Origin of the sequence: Spiroplasma endosymbiont of Cantharis rufa, from assembly GCF_964019665.1 — a bacterium.
Lineage (GTDB): Bacteria > Bacillota_I > Bacilli_A > Mycoplasmatales > Mycoplasmataceae > Spiroplasma_A.
This window is the reverse complement of sequence record NZ_OZ026459.1, coordinates 545,877-571,109: the sequence shown is the minus strand read 5'-3', so window position 1 is coordinate 571,109 and position 25,233 is coordinate 545,877. Positions and strand designations below refer to the sequence as shown.

22 protein-coding genes are annotated in these 25,233 nt (G+C 19.2%); all 22 read right to left on the bottom strand.

Annotation, left to right across the window (positions count from 1 at the left end; genetic code table 4):
* Nucleotides 1-123: 123 nt before the first annotated feature.
* The 22 genes from AACL15_RS02500 to AACL15_RS02395 all read right to left on the bottom strand — a co-directional run bounded on the left by AACL15_RS02500 (nucleotide 124) and on the right by AACL15_RS02395 (nucleotide 25,229).
* On the bottom strand, nucleotides 124-1,008 hold the full coding sequence (locus tag AACL15_RS02500) for an AAA family ATPase (protein ID WP_339034995.1): 885 nt from the start codon (nucleotides 1,006-1,008) through the stop codon (nucleotides 124-126).
* Between the two features lie 167 nt (nucleotides 1,009-1,175).
* A complete protein-coding gene (locus AACL15_RS02495) occupies nucleotides 1,176-2,057 on the bottom strand; it encodes a hypothetical protein (protein WP_339034993.1) in 882 nt (293 codons plus the stop codon).
* 1 nt (nucleotide 2,058) lies between these two features.
* Complete coding sequence (locus AACL15_RS02490) at nucleotides 2,059-2,706, bottom strand: hypothetical protein (protein ID WP_339034991.1); 648 nt, start codon at nucleotides 2,704-2,706, stop codon at nucleotides 2,059-2,061.
* A gap of 488 nt (nucleotides 2,707-3,194) precedes the next feature.
* Nucleotides 3,195-4,061, bottom strand: coding sequence for a hypothetical protein (locus AACL15_RS02485; RefSeq protein ID WP_339034990.1), 867 nt, complete (start codon nucleotides 4,059-4,061; stop codon nucleotides 3,195-3,197).
* 736 nt (nucleotides 4,062-4,797) lie between these two features.
* The gene (locus tag AACL15_RS02480) at nucleotides 4,798-4,986 is read right to left on the bottom strand and encodes a hypothetical protein (RefSeq protein ID WP_339034988.1); all 189 of its coding nucleotides are present in this window, start codon (nucleotides 4,984-4,986) and stop codon (nucleotides 4,798-4,800) included.
* A gap of 726 nt (nucleotides 4,987-5,712) precedes the next feature.
* Complete coding sequence (locus AACL15_RS02475; protein WP_339034986.1) at nucleotides 5,713-6,306, bottom strand: hypothetical protein; 594 nt, start codon at nucleotides 6,304-6,306, stop codon at nucleotides 5,713-5,715.
* A 782-nt stretch (nucleotides 6,307-7,088) separates the two neighbouring features.
* Entirely contained in the window at nucleotides 7,089-7,961 is an 873-nt protein-coding gene (locus tag AACL15_RS02470) for a hypothetical protein (RefSeq protein WP_339034984.1), read from the bottom strand.
* Nucleotides 7,962-8,472: 511 nt separating this feature from the next.
* On the bottom strand, nucleotides 8,473-9,264 hold the full coding sequence (locus AACL15_RS02465; RefSeq protein ID WP_339034982.1) for a lipoprotein: 792 nt from the start codon (nucleotides 9,262-9,264) through the stop codon (nucleotides 8,473-8,475).
* A gap of 1,196 nt (nucleotides 9,265-10,460) precedes the next feature.
* Nucleotides 10,461-11,342 carry a hypothetical protein gene (locus tag AACL15_RS02460; protein WP_339034980.1) on the bottom strand — a complete coding sequence of 294 codons (882 nt, stop codon included), beginning with the start codon at nucleotides 11,340-11,342 and terminating at the stop codon, nucleotides 10,461-10,463.
* A gap of 234 nt (nucleotides 11,343-11,576) precedes the next feature.
* Entirely contained in the window at nucleotides 11,577-12,464 is an 888-nt protein-coding gene (locus tag AACL15_RS02455; protein WP_339034978.1) for a hypothetical protein, read from the bottom strand.
* A 246-nt stretch (nucleotides 12,465-12,710) separates the two neighbouring features.
* Entirely contained in the window at nucleotides 12,711-13,436 is a 726-nt protein-coding gene (locus AACL15_RS02450; protein ID WP_339035088.1) for a viperin family antiviral radical SAM protein, read from the bottom strand.
* Between the two features lie 350 nt (nucleotides 13,437-13,786).
* Nucleotides 13,787-15,562, bottom strand: a complete 1,776-nt coding sequence (locus AACL15_RS02445) for a hypothetical protein (protein ID WP_339034976.1) — start codon at nucleotides 15,560-15,562, stop codon at nucleotides 13,787-13,789.
* A gap of 1 nt (nucleotide 15,563) precedes the next feature.
* Complete coding sequence (locus tag AACL15_RS02440; protein WP_339034974.1) at nucleotides 15,564-16,292, bottom strand: ABC transporter ATP-binding protein; 729 nt, start codon at nucleotides 16,290-16,292, stop codon at nucleotides 15,564-15,566.
* A gap of 989 nt (nucleotides 16,293-17,281) precedes the next feature.
* Nucleotides 17,282-19,057: a hypothetical protein gene (locus AACL15_RS02435; protein ID WP_339034973.1), complete on the bottom strand. Its 1,776-nt coding sequence runs from the start codon at nucleotides 19,055-19,057 to the stop codon at nucleotides 17,282-17,284.
* Between the two features lies 1 nt (nucleotide 19,058).
* Nucleotides 19,059-19,787: an ABC transporter ATP-binding protein gene (locus AACL15_RS02430; RefSeq protein ID WP_339034971.1), complete on the bottom strand. Its 729-nt coding sequence runs from the start codon at nucleotides 19,785-19,787 to the stop codon at nucleotides 19,059-19,061.
* Between the two features lie 709 nt (nucleotides 19,788-20,496).
* The gene (locus AACL15_RS02425) at nucleotides 20,497-20,766 is read right to left on the bottom strand and encodes a hypothetical protein (RefSeq protein WP_339034969.1); all 270 of its coding nucleotides are present in this window, start codon (nucleotides 20,764-20,766) and stop codon (nucleotides 20,497-20,499) included.
* 215 nt (nucleotides 20,767-20,981) lie between these two features.
* Nucleotides 20,982-21,176, bottom strand: a complete 195-nt coding sequence (locus tag AACL15_RS02420; protein WP_339034967.1) for a hypothetical protein — start codon at nucleotides 21,174-21,176, stop codon at nucleotides 20,982-20,984.
* Between the two features lie 137 nt (nucleotides 21,177-21,313).
* Nucleotides 21,314-22,174: a hypothetical protein gene (locus tag AACL15_RS02415; protein WP_339034965.1), complete on the bottom strand. Its 861-nt coding sequence runs from the start codon at nucleotides 22,172-22,174 to the stop codon at nucleotides 21,314-21,316.
* Between the two features lie 20 nt (nucleotides 22,175-22,194).
* On the bottom strand, nucleotides 22,195-23,058 hold the full coding sequence (locus tag AACL15_RS02410; RefSeq protein WP_339034963.1) for a hypothetical protein: 864 nt from the start codon (nucleotides 23,056-23,058) through the stop codon (nucleotides 22,195-22,197).
* A gap of 535 nt (nucleotides 23,059-23,593) precedes the next feature.
* Entirely contained in the window at nucleotides 23,594-23,857 is a 264-nt protein-coding gene (locus AACL15_RS02405; RefSeq protein ID WP_339034961.1) for an HNH endonuclease, read from the bottom strand.
* Nucleotides 23,858-24,180: 323 nt separating this feature from the next.
* On the bottom strand, nucleotides 24,181-24,672 hold the full coding sequence (locus AACL15_RS02400) for a lipoprotein (protein ID WP_339034959.1): 492 nt from the start codon (nucleotides 24,670-24,672) through the stop codon (nucleotides 24,181-24,183).
* 65 nt (nucleotides 24,673-24,737) lie between these two features.
* Nucleotides 24,738-25,229: a lipoprotein gene (locus tag AACL15_RS02395; protein ID WP_339034957.1), complete on the bottom strand. Its 492-nt coding sequence runs from the start codon at nucleotides 25,227-25,229 to the stop codon at nucleotides 24,738-24,740.
* Nucleotides 25,230-25,233: the final 4 nt, after the last annotated feature.

The following is a 25,233-nucleotide window of genomic DNA, read 5'->3' as shown; positions in this document are numbered from 1 at the left end:
TTTTAAAATGTCTTCTTTAAATGATTTTAACTCACCTGAGACTCCTGCATTTATACATTTATATGTTTTATCTTTTTCCAGTAATTTAAGTCCTTTTTCAAATCATTTAACATCTCATTTTCCCTACAAAAGTAAAATATTTATTTCTCTTTTATGTGAAATAGAGTCAATTAATTTAAATAAATTTATATCGCCTTCTTCTGAATGCAATGGGATTGTTTTATAATTTAAATTATTTGTTATTTCATAAACACTTGAGATATGAGTGGAAATAATGGTTTGTTTATATACTTTTAAAAGAGTTTCTATTAAATTCTCAACATTTTTTAATGAAAAAGAGTTTTCTATTTCATCTATACCAATAATAAATTCATTCATTGTATTATTAACTAATATTAAATATAATAAATTTTTAATAAAACCTGACCCACGACCTTTTAATGGAACAATATTTGTTTTATCATCATTAATTTTAAAAGAAACTAATTTTTCATAATTCAATGTTTCGGAAATATCTAATTTGGTTTTATCAAATCCATTGACTACATTTAAATTGTCATTTATTGAATTAAAAAACAATTGTATACTATCCTTAAAAGCTACTTGTATATTATCTTTAGTTTCATTTGAAAGCTGATTAACAAAATTAATTGATAAAATTTCTGATACTTTTTTATCAATTTCTAAGTCATTAGATCTAATATAAACATACCTAGGTAAATTTTTATAATTAAATTCTTTACATATAGCTTTTGTTTTACCACTCATCTTAAATATTTTTGTATATTCTTGCTCATCATTCTCAAGCATTATAGTTATTACAATATCTTTATTTATATCAATCACTAAATCTGAAGATATTTCATTTTTATTAAAGAATAATTCAAGAGCCTCTAATATACTACTTTTTCCTGAATCATTATCTCCAATTAATAAATTATTCTTTTCAAAAATAAAAGTCTCCGAATCAAATTTTTTATAATTACTTATTTCTAATTTTTTAATCATTTTGTTATGCCTTTCTAAAAAAATACTTTTACAATACAATTAATTGTATTAATTTGAAATAATAAAAACACCATAATATTAGAAAAATTTTGTATTTTAAAAATAATTTCTCATTATCAACATATAAATTATTAATTTACCTTAAATTACTTTACTATAACAAAAAACTAAGTAATCTCTAAAACAATTTTTTCTAATTCTTTATAAAACGATATTGTTTTATCTCTATTTATTAATCTATTTTTTAAGGTAGTAGCTCTATTTTTAATGTCGTCATAAGAATCTTTAGATCCAGTCTTACTATCTAAATTTCATCCCTCAAAATTATTCATAACAAATTCAGGTAATTTATTTTCTTCAAGCAAATTCAAAAAATTAAAAAAGCTTTCTTGTAATTCAGATTTATAGTTACTAATATACATATGTTCAAGAATAATAGTTGGTAAATTTCTTAAATTATTTTTAAATATTATTTTTATAATCTTTGTAAACACTCTTATTGATTTTTTAGTTTCCTTAGATTGACTAATTTCTAATAAACTTTTATTATAAAAACTATCAAACTCAATATTAACCTTTTCTAAGTCAGCTGCCTCATTATATTTTTTTCTATATATTCTATAAATATTTTTATTATCCTCTATAATTAATAAAATTGAGAGTATGAAATCTCCCTTTATAAAGTCAATAGAAGATTTTGTTGAGGTTGATTCAAAAGACATATCACTTCCATTTTCCTCTTTAAAATTTTCATTAAGCAATGTTTCATATTTATTAAATATTGATAATAGTTTTAGATTATCAGTTGTATAATTCTCATTAATTTTCAAATATAGATCTAAATCCGTTGTAAATTTATTTTCTAAATGCCTTGAAGAAGAGCCTGTTGGTTTAAAATATTTCTTTTTAGTTATTTTTAAAAATTTTATATCTTTATTATTAATTTTTTTAATGCATTTATCTAATTGCTTTCTAAAATTATTAATTGTTATAATGTATTCCTGCTTAAATTTAATTTTTCTCCTAATATTATCTAATTCTTTATCCATATTAAAACATCTCCCTTATTTTACTATTGAAATAATCATATTTTTGCTTATTTAACATATGATCAATATTACTTTTTCATGCAGATGAAAACATTAAAAATTTTAAATTTTTAAAATCATCAAAAAATTTATCACTAATTGATAATAAAAACTTAGGATGACAAATTTTATTTCTAATATTTACATAATTATCAAAAATTTTTATTGGATATAATTTTTCATTATTAACATATACTAGAAAATTTTCTATATATAATTTTTTCTTATTAAGATCAACATTTTTTTTATCTTTAAAAAGTCCTCCAAGAGTTTTTCTTTCTAAATAATTATTTCTATAAAACTCATTATCATAAAAAGATAAAAATCCCCCTAATAATTCTTCAATAAACATAACAATCTTAAAGCAACTATTTCTAAAATTTATTGAATCTATATAGAATTGGTTAACTATATCTTCGTTTATTTCCTTTATTAAATTTTTTTCTCTTATATAATTAATTATTGAGATAATTTTTTCTTTACCCTTTTTATAAAAAATTCCTTCCCAAAATTTTTTATTATTGATAATAAGATTATACTCTTGTGCAAAACATGCTGCATAACTTTTCACTTTTTCTGGAATTACTAACTCCTCGTTTTTATAAATCATATTTTCTCCTTAATTTTTATTTTTGGTAAATTAATTTAAATACTATTTTAAAAATTATAATGAATACATATTAAGTTTTTAGAACTAAAAAAAAGTCGATATTATTAGTACTTTATACATTTACATTCTTAATTTATAATATAGGTTAAATAAAATGAATAAAAAAAGAGATTTACTAATGCCTATTAAAATTATTATTATAATCAATTTAGTAGAAAAATAATGAGTATATTTAAAAAATATATTCACTTATAAATTAGCTCATATTTTTTTCTAAAATTTTTAAATAACTAACCTATATTAACTCTTTAATCTAATAATATTATTAAATTATTTCAGACTCAAAGCAATAATAGAGTAAATATCAAAATTTCTAAAAGAATTAAAACAAAAGTATTTTAATTTTTATAATTTTTTTGTTACTCTTTTAAATTTTTCTAATAATAATCTCTCTCATCATTTAAACTATATAATTTATATAATAGCATTTAATCCTCATTCTTTTTTAGTAAATTATAAATTTTTTCAATATCATTTAAAATTGATTCTTTATAATAATTTAAATACTGATCCCTATTATAATTATTTTGTGCATATAATCCAAAAATATATTCTGAAAATGAAAAGTTATTTGGATTAAATGTTTTAATTAAATAATCTTTGCTATATTTAATCATTTTCTGTTTTAAAATTAGATTTGTACAAGTTTTAATTCTTGTACTACTATCACTATTTTCAACTAATATAATATTATTAATGCCTTGCAATATTTTTTTAATTTCAGTAGAATGCATTTTTTTGCTAAAAGTTATTTCGTGTATTAGTTGCAAATATAATTCATCCTCAGATATTGTTAATTCTAAATAATTAATATTAATATTAATATTATTAATTGATATTAATATATTATTATTAATTATTATTTTATTTATTGATCTATCCACTATTAATTGTGTTATTTTCTTTTTATCAATGCAGAATAACTCTAATTTCAATTTTGAAATTATAAAATTATAATTATTATGAACAGTAAATAATTGCAATCAATTAATTTTCTCCAATTTTTTACAATGTCTACTAATTTTTTTTATTTTTAAACTTATAAAAATAGTAATAAAAAATAGGAAGGGAATAAAAAGTGAAAAACAAATAATCGATGCATCACTTAATAGCACAATTTCTACAAATTTATTATCAGCAATAAAAATATATACTAAAAAAAGAATAAGTATAGTTAAGTATAACATTAGTGAAAATAATAATAAATATTTTTGATTTGAGAAATCACTTTTATATTTTTTAGCAATTTTATTATGTTTAAGTTCTTTTTCTATAATTTCTAAATTTTTATTCATACTAATTGCCTTCCTTCTAAATAAAATTTAATAGTAAATTGTTAAATGTGGACTTTAAGACATTATTAATTAAATTAGTTCAATACTGCTTATTATCATAGTTATATTTTTCTTCAAAGATTTCAAGGAAATTACTCCTAAATAGTTTATCTTCGTTAATTAAATCTATCCTTTTATCATACTCAGCATATAAAAAGGATAGATCCATATTTGATAATAAATTAATATTATTATTTGAGTCTGAAATAATTTCTTTTATTTTATTCTTGCTCAATGAAGGAATAAAATCTAATGTATTATTAAAAATATTAAAGTTTTGTTTTAAAACCAAAGATTGAGATTTATAATTTTCAATTTGTTTCTGTAAATTAATATTAAGCTCTTATAATAATCTATTTTTTTGTTCATTTTATATGTTTCACTATCTATTTCCTTTATTTTAGCATTTGTTTCTTTTAAGGTTAAATCAATTGACTTATTTGATTTTCCTTAATTATATTTATATACTCATTCTTATAACCCCTAATTTCCAAATAATGTTCGGTCATTAAATCAATTTGAATAGTTGCTAAAGCTGTATTACTAAATTTTGAAAATCTACATTTTGATATACAAAGGAGTTAGAGTATACAATATTTTCTTTGCAAATTTCTTTAAAATCCTTATCCAAATAATCATAATTTATTATATATTTGATATTTCCATATTTTTTGATTAAAAAAGTAATGGACATTGCTTAATTAACAATCCCTATTCCTGATGTTGCAACTATGAAATATTTCTTATTATATTTATAAATTTGAATAATTAAATTTTTTCATCAATACTTTTTAATGACTTTATAATTAATATCCTCATCAATACTAAAATAAGAGTTAGATATTAATATTAAATCTATTTTATTTAAAAGTTTTTCTTTTTTCATTTCCTTTAACCTCATAATTACGTTAAATTGATTACAAAATAATATAATATCTATTAATATCAATATTATATACACTTATATTTTACATTAATTTATAACTTTATTTTAATGACTAGATTATTTTTTTAAAGATAAGTGTACTTGTCCTGTACTTTTTTGAAACACCTACATTTTGTAACTAACTCTATTATTATAAAAATATTGATACATTTTCAAATTATAAATATATTCATCTACACTATATTTGTTTGCTTTCCCTTAAATCAATGTTTATAGATCATTAATATCAGTATTTTTTGCTGATTTACTCAAATAAGAATTAATTACATTAAAATGTAATTAATTATAGATAAAACAATAAGATAAGATGCAAATTTGGAAGCATAATTAAGTTTGATTGAACATGCAGATTATAGTACTGTATACATAAAAAGACTAAAAAATATTAGAAAAATAAATTTTGAAATATAGAATGAGTTTTTTTAATTTCTAATCAAATTAAAATTCTGAGATTTCAGTTTTTAATTAAATTAGTTTTATTATGATCATAAGGATACACAAAATTAAATTTAATAAAAAGTAATAAATAAAGGCATTAATAAAACTGATTTATAATTTTTGTAGTAAATTGTTTAGTTTATTATGAAATGAGTAGTTATTGATAAAAAAAATTCTAATAGAAACTATATTTAATTAATTAGATTTCCTAAAATAATCTAATATAACTTAACAATCTTTATGATTTATGTAAAATAAATCATTTAAATAAAAATCTTTATCCCTACTTAGAACAATTTCAAAGCTAATTTGATTAATAAAGTCTTCCAAAATCTCATTAATCTCACTAGTTTTATGCAAATAATTAATATTAATATTTTTAATATCGGAAATATTATTACTAAATTCATTAACTTCTTTAGATAAAAAATTGAGGTTTTTATCTATGTCAATATTTTTATCGCAGTTAATACATATAAATTTAATATTATCTTCTGAATTTATTTCCAATTCTAATTCTAAGTAAAGTTTAGAGTATCGATCTCAAATAATTTTATTTCTATAGTAATTATAAATTAAAGTTTTCTTTATTGGTAAAAGTTTATTTATATTTATTAATAAACTTCTATATATTATTGCTTGTTGAATTCTTAATTTCAAAATTTTTTCATTAACTTCGGTCTTATTAAGCTTTGCTTCATAATTTTCAGAGTTTTGATTATAAAATTGCAAAAATACTTCATCTTGAAAAGAATAATTTTTTAGAAAATCTTTTTGAAAATTATATAAAATATCACTTATATTTAAATTAACATTTAACATCTCCTTATTAAAAGAAATATTAATATCATTTAAAATTTTTAATTCATCACTATATTTCTGCTCTTTTTGTATTTTTCTATTTTTAAAGTCAATTCAATATATTAAAAAATTGATACTAAAGTCAAAACTGATGAAAAAATAATTGAAACTATTTCTAATATCATTATTCTACCCCTTTTATTTACATGTAATTAATAATATCAATAAAACACTTATAAGTAAAGTTTATCTCTTAGAAAATTATTTTCAAAATAAATAAAATTATTCCAAGAAAACTCATAAAGATGGCTATTGGATAACTCATCTACTTAGACACTCATGCCTAATAACTTATTATCTACAACTTAAATTTCACTAAATGAATAAGTTATCAGAAAATTATATATTAAATCTAATATTCAGTATATTGAATATAAATCAATAATTTAATTTTATTAGTTTAGTTATTTTTCAGATTTTAAATTTCTTATTATTAATCTTTGTTTAAATTTTTTTATTATTGTCTTTGAGTTTTGTAACAAACATTTAATATTAAATCTTAGCCTTAAAATATGGAGCATAATACTTTTATCTTTCTTAAAAATTAGATCTAAAAGTATACATTAATATCTAGTAGTAATAAATTTAGACTGTCTTTTATTATTTTAAGAGTAAATAAACATTTATAAAATGAATATAATAAAAGTTAGGATTGTCCAAATAATATCTCTAATAAAAATTATTATAAAAATACGTTCAAAAATAAAAACTCTTTAAAAAAAGATTTTAATTATTTTAGTGGTTTAATTATTTAATAATAAAATATTTTTAATAGTTTTAATATCAGTTAAAATATATTCATTATATACTTCTAAAAAATTATTTTTATTATATTTTTTTTGAGAATATAAACCTAATATTTCTTTTGTAATATCAAAATCATATATTTTTAAGTAAGATATTCCATTTTTAGTAGACCCAATAATTTCTTCTTTTGAACAGATAATGCTATTAACTACAATACTTGTTGAAAAAGTATTATCTTTTCTAATTTCTACAACATTTAAATCCTTATTTAGAATACTCTTAATCTCATCAGAAGTTATTTCACTACTAAAGGTTATTTTTTTAGCTAATTTTAAAAGATTATCCTTTTTATCAAAAAACAAATTACAATGATTTATAGAAAATGTAAAACCTTTAAAATTTATTTTAAATTTATTATTTATTTCAATAGTTTCAATCTTATTATTCAGTAACAAATTGCAGAATAAATAATCATCTATATATAGTTTATTTAAACTTATTTTTTGCACTATAAATTCATTGTCATTATAAGTTCTAAATAAGTCAACTCAATTTAATTTTTTTAATTTTTCGGAGTGTCTATTTTTTATTACTTTGAGTATTTTATCCGTGGTAATTTTTATAAAATATGAAAATAATAATAAGGAGGAAATTAGAATAGTTCCATCCCCTAATGCAAATGTTTGAAGATAGTATTTATTGCTCAATGACATTAAAATAAGAGTAACTAAAGTTATAAATACTATCATTAAAAAAAATAATGCATATAATAAAAAATTTACTTTTTTTCTTTGTATATTATTTCTATATTTTTTGCTTATTTTTTTAGACTCTAATTCTTTTTTTAAAATTATATTCTCTTTTTCCATATTAACTCTCCTTTATAATAAGCTTTAATTAAGTTAAATCTAATTACTCTATCCCTTTTAAAATAAATTATATCTAAGTTTTTTCATCATAAAAAGTTAAATATTAATATTGACTATTTTTATTTAAAAAATTTTTTTCTTTTCTCTCGTTTACTTCATGATTATTTTAAATTTATTATAATATAATAATTTTTATACACTTATATTCTACATTAATTTATAAGTGAATTTTAATAGATCAAATTATTTTTTTATTTTAAATAATAATTACTTAAAATAAAAAAGTCAACAAGATATTTTAATAGCATTTACAAAAAACAATATACTTTTACAAATTGATTACTAAAAAAATTGAGAGCAAAATAATTTAGGTTTTCTAAATATTTTAAAAAATAATATTTTACTTGTATCAAAATTGAAAATTGACATTTATATAAAAAATACGAAATCTTTTATAGTTAGATCTCGTATTTTGATATATATAAGTTTATTATCTACAATACATGGACAATTATTCTATAATGGTAGTAAGTTCAAAAAATGCAAAGCCTAAATATTTATCATTTGATGTTGGAGCAATAGTGAAACCTATTACTTCTTTTTCATTTCCATCTCAATAAATAAATTTCGTATTTTTAGTAGTTATATCGTTATTGTTTGTTAAAGCAACAGCTTTTTCTAGAGCTTCTTTTTCATCATCTTTGTCAATAAGTGAAACTTTTTCTGATTTAAACTGCTCACTAAAAGATTTTAAGTTTCGCGCCTTTAATCATCATTCTTTAATTTCTTTCATATTATTAATCATATCCTCAAGTCCTTCTACTTCCTTTGGAAATAACGAGATATCACTATTTATTATTTCTTCTACTGTTGCAGAAAAATAATAATTTTCATCAATATCTGTATTTGATGGTATATAATTTCCTATTGAGATTGAAGTTTCTTCTAAAACATTTTCCTTGTTATAAGCTCAAATTTTAATTTCACTATCATTACCCTCCTCATTTATAATTTTAAAAGCTGAAGCTGATATAATTGCTTCATTTTCTAGAAATTTATTTTTAATTTGAAAACTTATAATCTCAACATCACTCACTTCTTGTTCATACATTTCTTCAAGTTTTAATTCACTAACAGTTTGTTGTTTAGATAAATCTAATATAATTTTTTTAGCTTCATCTACATTTGCAGGAAATTTTGGAATTTCAAACTTACTTTCTTCTTTTGTATTACATGATACAACCACTACGCTTGTTGAAGCAACTAAACTAGCAGCTGCTAAAATTGATAATATTTTTTTCATTTTAGTACCTCTTTCGTCTTAATTGACATAAAAATTATATAATATTTTTATTTATATTTTAATTTTTTTTACTATAAATATGGTGCTTTTTTTGTACATTGTACTGTTGTCTTTTTTAAATATAAATATTTTATTTGTAAAACTATTCTTATAAAATATGGATACATTTTCATATTGTAAATAAAGTCATTAACAATATTTTACTTATAATATTTTTTTATTGTTTCTGTTTTAAAAGTAATTCCTAGTCCTTTAAGATATTTCTTGTCTTTGATTTACACAATTTGGAAACAAAACAAAACAAATTGTAGCTAAGAAAATTGATAAGATTTAAATGAACATATTAATATTTTTAGTTAATAAAATATTAATTTTTTTATAATTTATATAATAAAAACACAGGTATATACTATGATCTAAATTTTTTGTGATATTTACCAATAAAATATCTATGTATTTTTTTAAGCATATTTTATATTTAAATAATTTACGTTGGTTACCATTCTTTTTATGACTAACTGTACTGCTATTTATATTTTATAATTTTTAGATTCAATTTTTATACTTGATTATTTATAGAACCCTATACAACTACAATTTAAATCTAAATATTGCAATAATCCGCTCGATAGACAAATCTAAGTTTTATTTTTATAGACATAATTAATTTTTGGAAGTAAAACTAAATTAATAAACTTCATTTTTGGTTTATCCTTTGAGATTCAATCAAAATAAGCTACTTTTACTAAATCAGTTTGTATACATAGTTTTCAAATTTTAATATGTGCTCATTTAACTTCACTTATTTTTTTAATTATTTCTATTAATGCATAATTATTTAATTTTTGAGTTTTATAATTTATTCATTATTTATTTTAAACGTCTTTTATTACTAGTTTATTTCCTTTTTATTATAAATCCTTATTTAATTTTTTAGTCTTAATTTTTCAACTATGGCTACATTTTAAATATTTTTGTAATACCAAATTTAATTTTTTAAATTTATTAAATATTTATTTGAAATATAAACTTTTTCTATTTATCAAGGTATTAATACAGAGATATTCTAAGCTCACAAATAGTAAGTCATTTTAATTATAAAAAGAAACCAAAAGATTAATAAAGTTATTAATAAACACTTACATACAAACTAAAGATTTTTAGTATTATTAACTTACCTATTAAAAAAATAATTGTTATATTTTAATTAAAAACTTTGATATTAAATTTTCAATAATACCAATATCATCTCTAACAATATTTTCAAAGTGTTTTACGCAATTATAACTATTATAATTTTTTTGTCCATATAAACCAAATATATATTTTGATAGATCAATGTTATCTGTTGATAAAAACTGATGTTTAAAATCTTTAGTAAAAGTGATTAATTCTTGTATTTTACATATATTAATTATATTTACAATTTCAGTATCTTTGCAATTCTTAGAATCAGTTTTTTCAGGATTGCTTAATTTTTTAATAATATTTTGAGTTTCAGTTATTTTAACTATTTTTTTTATACATATTCTTTGTGTTAATTGTAAATAAGTATTTTCTTCATTTATTGATAAATTTAAATAATCAATAAAAAATTGCTTATCCTTTAACATTAAGGATAAAGTATTATTTATTTCTATACTTTTTATAGTTCTATCTATTAACAGTTGTTTTAATATATTATCTTCAATATAAAATTTATTCAAATTTATATAAGCTATTTTAAAATCCTTATTATAAAAAGAATGTAACTTTACTCAATTAATTTTTTTTAATTTGCTGGAGTGTTTTTCTAATTTTCTTTTATTAAAAATAAAAAATATTTTGCTAATAAAAGAAGCAAATCCAATAAGAACGATAATTGACACTATTTCAATAAATATTATTAGAATTTGAAGAAATTCAATTTTACTTATAAAAATTATATAAATTCCTGCAATAATAAATACAAAATACAAAATTAGGAAAATAATTTTATATAAAAGATATGACTTTACCTTAACCAAATTATTTTTGAATCTTTTATTCAATTTATTATTTTTAATATCGTTTTCTAAAATATCTAAATTATTATTCATATATTGCATCTCCTTTAAAGAAATTAATAAAATAGGAGTAAATTATTATTCCAAAACATTATTAATTGAATTATTTTTCTCTTATTATTTTAATATTAATTGAAAGTTTTAAAAAAAGCACAAATTTTAATTAATTTATTATTAAATTAATTAAATACTTACAATACAATTAGTCAATATATTATTTAGAAAGTTATTTAATAATAAAAATAACTTTATTAATTAAAGGAATATCTAAAAAGTATCTAAAAAGTTAAAAGTTTTTAAATTTAAGCAATCTTTTTTTACAATATCTATCATTTTTTTATTAAAATTTTTTTTATTCATTTTTCTCATACTAAAAAGACCTGGAATTATTGATATTGTATTTATTAATCTATTTTCACTAGTATAAAGTTTATCTAAATTATTTAGATCATTATATCTATCAATTTTTTTATAAAAGGTAATAATAGTATCATTTTTTAAATTTTCCAATTTATATTTCTTCTTAGTATTTAGAAATTCTGATGAATCATTAAATACAACATTTTCATGTTTATTATTTAATAATTTAACCTTTACCTTACAATAAATTTTATTAGTACTCTCTTCTAAAAATAATTCTATATATGAGATTTCTATTTCTTGCTTTAAAATTCTAAACTTTATAGTATTATTTACTTTTAAATTTTTTTGAAAATATTCTTCATTCATTATTTCATCAATAATATTTAAATTATCACTAAAAATCAAATCATTTTTTACAAATAAATTTTTTATGGGAATGAAGAAAGTATTTATATTTACATTTAATATCTCTATGCCTTTTATTGAGTTTTTTTTATAAAAATCAGTTCAATTGAATAACAATAATTTCTGATAATTTTTCTGATAATTTATTTTTCTAAAATTTTTAAGTATTTTTTTATTAATAAAAAGTGACATTACAAATATCATTACAAATAAAAATGATCCAAGTAAATAAATAATATTAAAGTCAAGAAAAGTAAATGTAATAAGAAAAAGAATTAAAACAAGTAATGAAAAAACACCAGATATAGTTAAAATTAAAATCATATCATTTTCGTGATTGAGCTTAAAGTCTTTATAATTAATTTTATTAGACTCATTTTTAATCATTATAATCTTTCCCCCTTAAAATTCTATCAATAATAATATTATTTAATTTAAAATTTTTTCTACTATATTAGTAAAGTTTATTTTAAAATGGCTTATATTATAAAAAAATATAAGTTAGTTTTTTTCGCCTTCTATATTTTAGTATAAATATATGTATTAAGTAAAAAAATAAAATCTTTAAAAGAATATCTTATTTTATTACTAAAATTAGTTATTATAGAAATAATATCTTTTAATTTTGTCTTACTATTTTTCATTTTTATAACGTTCTATTTGCGATAGGATATTGAAATCACATTTATTAAATTCCACTATAGTGACAACATTCTCTTCTAATAAACTTTTAATATTTTTTTTATCATAAATTTGGTCTGAATTATAAAAATATCCTTCTCCATCTATCATTACATAACTTGATTTAATAGTTTCTTCATCTTCAATAGATTTTATAAACTCAGTTTTTTCAAATAATTTATTAATTTTTAAAAAATTATCAAACTCTTTTTTTGTAATAATAAAATTCTTATGTGATTCCTGGCCAACTGAACTTACTTGCATAATTTTTCATTTACTTGGCTTTACTTTATTTATAAAGTCAATCATTTTTGCTTCTTTATTTAATGAGTGCACAACTGAGTTTATTTTTAAGCTACATCCTGCTTTTTTTATTTTCTTTGCAATTTCTAAGTATTCCTTTTCAGAAAGTGAATTTCTATTGTTAATTGCCCTTCCAGATTCTTGATTAATATTGTCACTTATAGAGTCCATGCTTATACCAACACTATCAAAATATTGAAGCAAATCATTTACATCATCTTGTGATTTTTTTAAAATTATACTTCCATTAGTAATTAGTGTAACATCTAAATTTAGTTTTTTTGATAGCTTTGCCATTTCCTTTAATTGATCTCAAAAAAGCGTTGGTTCACCACCAGCAAAATTTATAGCTTTAAAAAAATCTACTTTATTTATAATTCTTAATCAATTTTCTAAATTACTTTTATAATTTGCTTTTGCAATTAGAGGCGCATAAAAAGCAAAATTTACATCTCATATTGCAAAACATACTAAAATGAAAATTTAGTTTTATATTTTGCAAGTCACTAATTTTATACATATATTAAAATTCCCCTTAAATTTTTAATATTTTATCACATTTAATTAATACATTTTATTAAGTTTTTATATTCAGAAAATTTAAATCCTAATAAATTTAAATAAAATTTTGGATAAACGGTAGTTTTTAACAATTCTATTAAAATAAATTATTAAAAATAGATTAAAATATACAGTATTTAAAAGAAATTAATATAAATTATTAATTATTTATAAAAATTAATTTTATAAAAGAGATAAGACAATAGAATTAATAATGTGCAATAAATTAGTATTAAAAATATTAACAAGACAGTATTTGGCCCTTTATAAGAATAATCATGAATAATATATCTTGTTTTTCCACTATCTTCCTCTTGAAAAATATCATATTTTATTTTAATAAAATTATTAGTATGAATAAAATGTGAAGTATTTATTGTAGCTATATTGTCATAACTTTTTTCAACTAATCCAAATTTAGTAATGAACTCTAATCATAAAAATGGACTTGTATAATAATTAGACATTCCAAAAAAACCTGGAATATAATCATTTGGTTTTTCATTTGATGATAAAAATAGTTTATCCTCATCATAATTATTTATTATGTAAAAAAGAATTCCTTGATAAAGTGATTTACCACTTGATATTTCTTGTAATTCAAAAACTTTTTTCCTTTTTTCTTTACGAATAGATTCCTTGCCAAAGATATCATTAAAGTATTGTTTCATTTCAGATGAAATCAATCCTAAATTATTATTTAAAAAATATCTTACATTTTTAAAATAAAGACCCTTTTGATAAATATCTAGAATTACTTTATTAATTTTTTTAAGATCATTATAATAGAAATTAAACTCCTCACTGTTTTTAAAGTGTTTTTCAAGTTCACTAATATATAACTGTAACTCTTTTAGAAGAGAAACACTTTTTACTAGATAGATCTGCTCCTCAAATAGATCATAATCAGACTTTTTAATATCAAAATTTTGCAATTCATTAAATAAACTATTTTTCTCGATAATCTCTTTATCATATACTAATTCTCGATAATCTTCTTTATTTGCTAAAAATGCCTTATTAAAACTATTAAATAAATCAATATTATAAAATAAGTTTCCACTTCCATAAAAAGAATTACTATTTAGAAAGTCCTCATAATATTTTTTCATATCACAACTTAATTCACCTTTATCAAAATTATTGTCATTACACTCAAAGCTCTCATTTCCTTCATAATATAATACTTTTTTTAAATCTAAGTTTTTATCGTTAAAGTCTTTTAAATTTAATAAGAACTCATTTTCATGTTCATGTTCACTTTTGAATTTTTGTATATAATAATTAAAATAAATTCTATAACTAGATATTTCAGCATTATTTGAGCCAATTGAAGCTGGATTATAGCTTTCATAATCATAAACTGCAGCATTAAAAAAGTGAAATACACTAAGCAAACCAAGAAAAAAGCTTGAGAAAATTAAAGACACTTTTTGTATATTTAAACTTAATATTAATAAATTTAAAGAAAATAAGAAAAGAGGAACAAGAAATACTAAGTAGAGATTTACAAAAATTAACTTTGTTACATAAATGTTTTCATTAAATATAATTAAATTTTCTATAACAATAACAGAAGATAACACAAAAGAAACTGCTAAAATCATCAAAATTAAAGCAATTAATTTAGAGCAAAATATTTGTCAAACTTTCATTCCATTTTTAACTTCAATGGTTTTAATACCATTTCTTTTTTGATTATAAAAAAACTCATTTGAAAATAATAGTGATAAAACTACTATTTCTATCATAATTAAAATTACATTTATATATTCTAATACAAATAATTGTGCCATTTCTTTTTCCGAAATTCTAATATATAAGCCGAAAGATAAATTTAATACGACCATTAAACTTAAAAATATTGAATTAACTAATATAAAAGTCTTTGATTTAAGAATTGATAAAATAGAGTATTTAAAGCAAGTGTAAAAAATCATTTTAATTATCTCACTCCAATAATCTATCAAAAGATTTATTTTTATCATGAGTTTTTATAGTATCAAAATACAATTTTTCTAAATTCTCTTCATTTTTATCATATTTTTTATCCAAAAGTATTTTTCCCGAATCAATTATGATTACCCTATCTATTATATTTTGTAATTCATCTAAAATATGGCTTGTAATAACTACTGCCTTATCTTTCTCTTTCATATTTTTCAATAAAGTTATTAATTCCATTCTAGAATTAACATCCAAATTTGCTGTTGGCTCATCAAGAAAAATAAATTCTGGATCATTAATTAAAGAAGCTGCCAGCATTGCTTTTTTTTGCATACCAGCAGATAAAGATCTAAAGGTTTTGCTTTTATATTTTTCAAGTTCTAATAATTCCAATAAATGATTCATTCTTTTTTTTGCTTCTTTAAACTTTATTCCCGCTAATTCCGCGCTATACATACAAAAGAAACTTAATGAAATATTTCTAGGAAAAAGTGATTGATCTGTAAAAAAACTAAATTTACTTAAATTTTTATCTCCATTATTATAAATTATTTCTCCACTATCTTTTTTATATTTCTTAAAAATTAACTTTAATAATGTAGATTTTCCAACTCCATTTGGGCCAAGAATACCAGTTATTTCCCCAGAATTTATTTTTAGATTTATATTTTGGATTCCCTCACCATTTTTAAAAATTTTATTTAAATTTTTTAATTCTATCATTCCTATAATTCCTTTATATGTTTATAATAGCATAAAAAAACATAAGTAAATATTAATCAAAATAATAACTATCCAGGAAATTTAAATTTGTACTGTTCCTTTTTTTCGGACACCTATATTTTATAACTGACTCTATTATTATTATAAAAATATTGATACATTTTCAAATTATAAATATATTCATTTACAACATTGTATTTATATCCTTCCTTGATTGCTTCTCTTTTAAGAGTGCTTTAAATATTTTAATATATTCATTATTTGTTGATTTTCTAGTAGAGACATACTTAAATTAAAACCAAATAATTGTATCTAAAGATTATTGATAAGACTTAAACTCTAAATTTCTATTAGAGTGAATAATCAAATCTGATTGAAAAAGTTTATCCATTTTAATCTTATTAATATTGTTAAAATACTAATTTAATACCTTTAGTTTTTTAATTACCAAACTTGTATTCTAAACTATTTTGAACTCATTTAACATAAATTGATCTAAAATATTAATGAAAGGAGGTAAAATTATGGCAAATTGCAACTTATCTTGTCATGCATGTCAATGTTCATGTAAGGGAACTAATAGTGATCATAAATGTAATGACTGTGTAAATAATTGTTCAGAAAATCATGGTAGAAAATAAATAAAAAAAACTCTATAAAGAGTATTTTTTTATTGTTTTGTATTTAAACGTCTTAGTTTATTAACATATTTTTTTGAACTCACTGTTATATTTTTAATAGCTTAATCATCTTTGAATTTGCCATTATAAACTTTATTACTTAGTGATTATTTTTATAAATACAAGTTAAATCTAAAAACTAAATAATTATTTGAAATGATAAATTTTAATCTTATACAAGTCTTTTTTTAATTTATACTAAATTAAATGACGTTTAGTATAAGTGATTTATTTTATATAGTTTAATACTAATATAATTTTTAGTTTTATTGAATAAATATTTAAAAATTATTATTGTACAATATAAACTTATTTATAAAAATTAATTTTATAAAAGAGATAAGACAATAAAATTAGTAATGTGCAATAAATTAGTATTAGAAATATTAATAAAATAGTATTTGGTCCTTTATAAGAATAATCATGAATAATATATCTTGTTTTTCCACTATCTTCCTCTTGAAAAATATCATATTTTATTTTAATAAAATTATTAGTATGAATAAAATGTGAAGTATTTATTGTAGCTATATTGTCATAACTTTTTTCAACTAATCCAAATTTAGTAATGAACTCTAATCATAAAAATGGACTTGTATAATAATTAGACATTCCAAAAAAACCTGGAATATAATCATTTGGTTTTTGATTTAATGATGTAAATAGTTTATCTTCATCATAGTTATTTATTATATAAAAAAGAATTCCTTGATAAAGCGATTTGCCACTTGATATTTCCTGTAATTCAAAAACTTTTTTTCTTTTTTCTTTGCGAGTAGATTCCTTGCCAAAGATATCATTAAAGTATTGTTTCATTTCAGATGAAATTAATCCTAAATTATTATATAAAAAATATCTTTTGTTTTTAAAATAAAGACCTTTTTGATAAATATCTAGAATCACTTTATTAATTTTTTTAAGATCATTATAATAAAAATTAAAATCTTCACTATTTTTAAAGTGTTTTTCAAGTTCACTAATATATAGTTGTAACTCTTTTAGAAGTGAAACGCTTTTTACTAGAGAGTTATTATCTTCAAATAGATCATAATTAGACTTTTTAATATCAAAATTTTGCAACTCATTAAATAGACTATTTTTCTCGATAATCTCTTTATCATATACTAATTTTCGATAATCCTCTTTATTTGCTAAAAACGTCTTATTAAAACTATTAAATAAATCAATATTATAAAATAAGTTTCCACTTCCATAAAAAGAATTACTATTTAGAAAGTCCTCATAATATTCTTTCATGTCACAACTTAATTCACCTTTATCAAAATTATTACCATTACACTCAAAACTTTCATTTCCTTCATAATATAATACTTTTTTTAAATCTAAATTTTTATCGTTAAAGTCTTTTAAATTTAATAAAAATTCATTTTCATGATCATTTTCAATTTTGAATTTTTGTATATAATAATTAAAATAAATTCTATAACTAGATACTCCAGCATTATTTGAGCCAATTGAAGCTGGATTAAAACTTTCATAATCATATACTGCAGCATTAAAAAAGTGAAATACACTAAGCAAACCAAGAAAAAAGCTTGAAAAAATTAAAGATACTTTTTGTATATTCAAACTTAAAATTAATAAATTTAAAGAAAATAAGAAAAGAGGAACAAGAAATACTAAATAGATATTTACAAAAATTAACTTTGTTACATAAATATTTTCATTAAATATAATTAAATTTTCTATAACAATAACCGAAGATAACACAAAAGAAACTGCTAAAATCATCAAAATTAAAGCAATTAGTTTAGAACAAAATATTTGTCACACTTTCATTCCATTTTTAACTTCAATGGTTTTAATACCATTTCTTTTTTGATTATAAAAAAACTCATTTGAAAATAATAGTGATAAAACTACTATTTCTATCATAATTAAAATTACATTTATATATTCTAATACAAATAATTGTGCCATTTCTTTTTCTGAAATTCTAATATATAAGCCGAAAGATAAATTTAATACGACCATTAAACTTAAAAATATTGAATTAACTAATATAAAAGTCTTTGATTTAAGAATTGATAAAATAGAGTATTTAAAGCAAGTGTAAAAAATCATTTTAATTATCTCACTCTAATAATCTATCAAAAGATTTATTTTTATCATGAGTTTTTATAGTATCAAAATACAATTTTTCTAAATTCTCTTCATTTTTATCATATTTTTTATCCAAAATTATTTTTCCCGAATCAATTATGATTACCCTATCTATTATATTTTGTAATTCATCTAAAATATGGCTTGTAATAACTACTGCTTTATTTTTCTCTTTCATATTTTTCAATAAAGTTATTAATTCCATTCTAGAATTAACATCCAAATTTGCTGTTGGCTCATCAAGAAAAATAAATTCTGGATCATTAATTAAAGAAGCTGCCAGCATTGCTTTTTTTTGCATACCAGCAGATAAAGATCTAAAGGGTTTACTTTTATATTTTTCAAGTTCTAATAATTCTAATAAATGATTCATTCTTTTCTTTGCTTCTTTAGACTTTATTCCTGCTAATTCCGCGCTATACATGCAAAAGAAACTTAATGAAATATTTCTAGGAAAAAGTGATTGATCTGTAAAAAAACTAAATTTACTTAAATTTTCATCTCCATTATTATAAATTATTTCTCCACTATCTTTTTTATATTCCTTAAAAATTAACTTTAATAACGTAGACTTCCCCGCTCCATTTGGACCAAGAATACCAGTTATTTCTCCAGAATTTATTTTTAGATTTATATTTTGGATTCCCTCACCATTTTTAAAAATTTTATTTAAATTTTTCAATTCTATCATTCTTATAATTCCTTTATATGTTTATAATAGCACAAAAAAACATAAGTAAATATTAATCAAAATAATAACTATTCAAGGAATTTAAATTAAGTACTTATAAAAGTATTTAATGATTTCTCTACTTAATAGTTATTTTTTCACAAATTAGTTACTAATTTTAAAGAAGTAAAATTATTGATTTAGTTTAATATACTAAGTATCTTTATTCAAAATTATTTAAAATATAATTTACTTAATTGACTTACTTGATTGATTAAAGTCTATAATATTCTCTAATAACTAATAATTAGTATATTATTTAATTAATTCGAAGCCAATACAGTAAATTATTTTTATGAATAAAATCAATAAGACACTAAATTAATTATATTAATATTTTTTACGCCATTTCTTTAAATAATTTAAAAAAATAATGTTAATTATTTTAAAAATTGAAAATAGTAAAATATGTATCACTAATATTTTTGCAGTATTGAAATAAAAAATTTTTTGACTGATATGCAAAAAAATATTTTATTTATTCGCTACTATTAGTCAATAAATAAAATATTTTTTGAAGGTCATTTAAAACTGCTTTATTATAATAATTTAAATAATTATTTTTAGTATAATTATCTTGTGCATATAAGCCAAAAATATAATCTGAAAATGAAAAATCTTTTATATACAATTTCTTGCTTAAATAATCTCTGCTATATTTAATTAGCTTTTACTTAAAAATTAAGTTATTAGTAGATACAATTCTAGTTATACTATAATTTTTTTCAACTATTGTAAAATCTTTAATACCTTTGAATATTTTTTTAATTTCAGTAGAAGATATTTTTTTATTAAAAGTTATTTCATGAGTTAATTGTAAATATAATTCATCTTCAGAAATTAACAATTCTAAATAATTAACATTAATTTCAATATTATTAATCAATAATGAAATATTATTACTAATTAATATTTTATTTATAGTTCTATCCACTATCAATTGAGTTAATAATTTTTCTTCAATATAAATTAACTCTAAATTTAAATTTAAATTCTTGAAGTTATAATTATTATAAAAATTAAATAGCTTTATTCAATTTATCTTTTTTACTTTTTTACAGTGCCAACTAATTTTAATGTTTTTTAATTTTATAAAAACAGTAATAAAAAAATAAAAAGAAATAAATAATAGAAAGCAAATAATACTTCCATCACTTAATGAACAATCTCTACAAAGATATTATTAGTAACAAAGATATGTGCTAAAAAATAAATAAATATAACTAAATATAAAATTAGTAAAAAAGACATTAATAATATAGACTTTCTATTTGAAAAATTTCTTTCATATTTTTTAGGGATTTTATTATATTTAAGTTCTTCATCTATAATATTTGAGTATTTCTTCATTTTTTTCCTTCTTACTAATTTCATTTGTTTATAAGTATCATAATTAAAAGTTACATAAAATAATTAATTTTTGCAACTGTGATTCAGAACTTATAAGCTATTCTCAGATAAAATAATCATTGATACAAAATTTTTTATTAATTTATAAATAATTCTATTCTCTTTATGTCTTTTTCTATTTGTTCATTATATTTTTCTAACATATTTTTTTTATTATGTGATACAGAATAAAAAAGCCCTAAAATGTTATCATTAATTTCTTGAGTTTTATTTTTAGTCGTTTTCAATGTACGATATGTTTTTGTAAATCTATCCTTCTTAATAACTTCTAATACTCTTTCTTTTAAACATAAATCTAATTTAAGTTTAAAAAATTTATTTGGAATAGCTTCTACAATTTCTTCTTCTACTTTTAATTTAATCGAGTTGAAAATATTATTTGCTTCTTTTTTGTTTTTAATATTGAAATTTAGATTAACACAAATAATTAAAGAAAGTTCATTAGTGTCTTCATTTAAAATTATTTTCTCATATATGAATTTAATTGATACATCATTTAAGTTAATGATAATAGAGTTTAAAATGCTAATATCATCAATTTTTCTTTTTATTAACTGCTTTAGATCATAATAAGAGATATTGAATTTATTCAAAGTAATACTATCAATTTTAAAACTTTCTTTATTGCCTAAAGAATATATTTCTTTTCAATCAACTTCCTTTAATTTAAGATAAAATAAATTACTTTTCCTATCTAATAAAATACAACAAAGGTAGAATAAAATAGCTATTAAAGGTAAAAAAATTGCTGTTAATAAAGCCATTAAAATCTCAATTGTAATAATATCATTTATTTTATAAAATGTAGTAATTAATAGAAGAGTTAAAGCTTGAATAGAAATAAAAATTACAATAATATAGTTTATATACTTTACATAATTTGTGTCATAATTTTCCTTAATACTTATATTTTTTTCGCTCAAATGCTTTTTTTCCATTTTTTTCTCCTCTAAACTATTTAACTAAATATTTTTTTAGTTTTTTCAATATCTTTATCTATTTGCTTTTCATATTCTCGCAACATATTTTTTTGATTATGTAAAACAGAATAAAATAACCCTAAAATATTATTATTAATCTCTTTAATTCTATTTTTCGTTGTTTTCATTGTACGATAGGTTCTTGTACCCTTATGCTTTTTAATTTCTTCCAATATCTTTTCAATAGAGCAAAGACTGTTTTTAAATCTCAAAAGTTTCTTTGAGTTACTCTCTATTATCTCATCTGAATTTTTTAATTTAATTAAATCAAAGATTTTATTTATTTTACTTTTAGTTTCAATCCTAGAATCCAATTCAATTTTATATATTAGGTTAAGTTCATTCATTTTTTTATTTATAATTACTTTTTCATAGGATATACTAATTTTAATTTTATTTAAATCAATAATAATTGAATTTAATATATTAATTTCTTCAACTTTATCTTCTATTAATTGTTTTAATTCAAAATATGAAATATTAAACTTATTTAAAGTAACATTTTCTATATCAAATTTATTTTTATTGTTTGAATAATAAATGCTTGTTCAATCTATTTCTTTTAATTTTAATTCAAATAATTTACTTCTATATTTTAATATGCATACTCCAATAAAAACAAAAGTAGAGACAAATATTAAATAAATAAAAGGTATGCTTATTAATATTAAAATTCTGTTTAAAGAATAATTATCTTCTTGATAAATAAAATATAATGATCATATAACTATAATAAGAAGACAAAATGAGATTCATATTGTGTACTTGTAAAACTTATTATAATTTGTATCAAAATTACTTTTAGTACTTATATTTTTTTTAATTAATTCACTTTTTTCCATTTTTATTTTTCCACCACTTTTAACCTCTTATTATTTATTAAAGATTTAATATTTTTCTTATAACTAATTTATAATCTTCTAAACTGTTTAATTATTTTTATTTTAGATATCATATTAATTTTAGATGTCATTGTTGATTAAATATTTAAATTTTAATTTATTAATTTATTAATTTATTAATTTATTAATTTTAATTCCCCTTTTATTAAATAATATCAAAAAAACACCTTAAAAGATGTGTAAAATTATGAAAATTTGTAAGTACAGAAGTTCTTACTAATATACTTTGATAGACACTATCAATATAAATTAATTTTTGCAAAAAAAAAAAAAAAAGACTCTATTAAAAAAATGAATCCTCTCTTAATAAATACCTTCTTTTTTATAACTATAAAAAAATAATAGCAACACCATTAAATATAATTGTCTTATAAAAAAATACTTTTAATACTGGAAATGTTATTTTGTTAATTAATTATAATCTAGAAGTTTTATAACATAAAAGTATCTAAGGTTCTTATTCTATATAATAGTACTATTTATTGCATTTCTTATGCACTGCTTTAAGATTTTCCTTTTGATTTGTACCACCTTGTGCTTTGGGATTTAAATGCTCGACATTTCAACAATTTGAATTATTAGGTTGTCATCCTTGATATGCACCATATTCTATTTGTTCCTTACATCTAAAGCATTTTTTATGACCTCTATCGCTAGTATCTTGTTGTGCTCCACAATTGCATTTTGGTGCATTCTCTCAGGCATGTTTTGCAATTGTTGGTAAATCTTTTTTTGCCATTTCTTTATTTCCTCGTTCTACAATATTATTATTATTATTATTATTATTATTATATATAAAAAATAAAAAAAAAGCAGATTTTTATAAAGACTTTAATAAATATTAAAATAGTTAACTTTTGACTATTTTAGTGAAAAACTATTATTTAAACTGAACTACTAATAAATTTCTTATTAGTTTCCTATCAAATGATTAATATTTTAAACATTTTTTTGTTAGCTTATAATTTTAATTTACACAATGAATTATTTTTTGATATATAGATATTAAAAAAATTTATACATATAGAATTATGTATAAATTAAATTCCTATTTTTTTCTTTTTATTCATGAATCGCTTCTTGTTTAGCTCATTTTTGAATTTCTAACATATACTCTTTTGTATTATTATTTAAAGTTTCATCCTTTTGTTTTTCTTTAATAAATATGTCAAAGTAGTCCGTATTAACTATAGTATAAGTTTCTTCTGATATTTTTGATTCTAAAATTTCATATTTTAATTGCAACATTTTATAAGATGTAAAAGCTCTTATAAAAGCTTCATATATTCTACTTTTCTGTCAAGCATCACTATTTAATTGTATTAATTTTTCTTGCTCTTTACTACATTCATTACATTCATCAAGTTCATTTTTTCAAATTTCATCCGCTTGACTTTTTTCAGTAGTAATTTTATCTAATGCTTCTACAATATCATCTCCAGATTTTGGTTGATTTGGTAATTCAAATTTTTTCTCATTTTGACATGATATAACAGAAGTTGAAGTTGAAGCAAATAAAGTTATTGCTGTAAATAAAGTTAATAATTTTTTCATAATTTCTCCTTTTAAATGAATTAATAAATATAGAATTATGTATAAATTAAATTACTATTTTCTTTTTATTCATGGATTGCTTGTTGTTTTGCTCATTTTTGAATTTCTAACATATACTCTTTTGTATTATTATTTAAGGTTTCATCGTTTTGTCACCCTTCAATAAATATATCAAAGAAATCTGTATTTACTATAGAATATGTTCTTTCTAATATTTTTGATTCCAGAGTTTCATATTTCAATTGCAACATTTTATAAGATAAATAAGCTCTAATAAACGCTTCATATATTTTGCTTTTTTGTCAAGCATCACTATTTAATTTTATTTTATTTTGTTCTTCTTTACTACATTCCTTACATTCATCCAGCTCTTTTGCTCAAATCGTATTCACTTTCTCTTGTTCTAAAAGATACTTATCTAATGCTTCTACAATATCATCTCCAGATTTTGGTTGATTTGGTAATTCAAATTTTTTCTCACTTTGACATGATATAACAGATGTTGAAGTTGAAGCAAATAAAGTTATTGCTGTAAATAAAGTTAATAATTTTTTCATAATT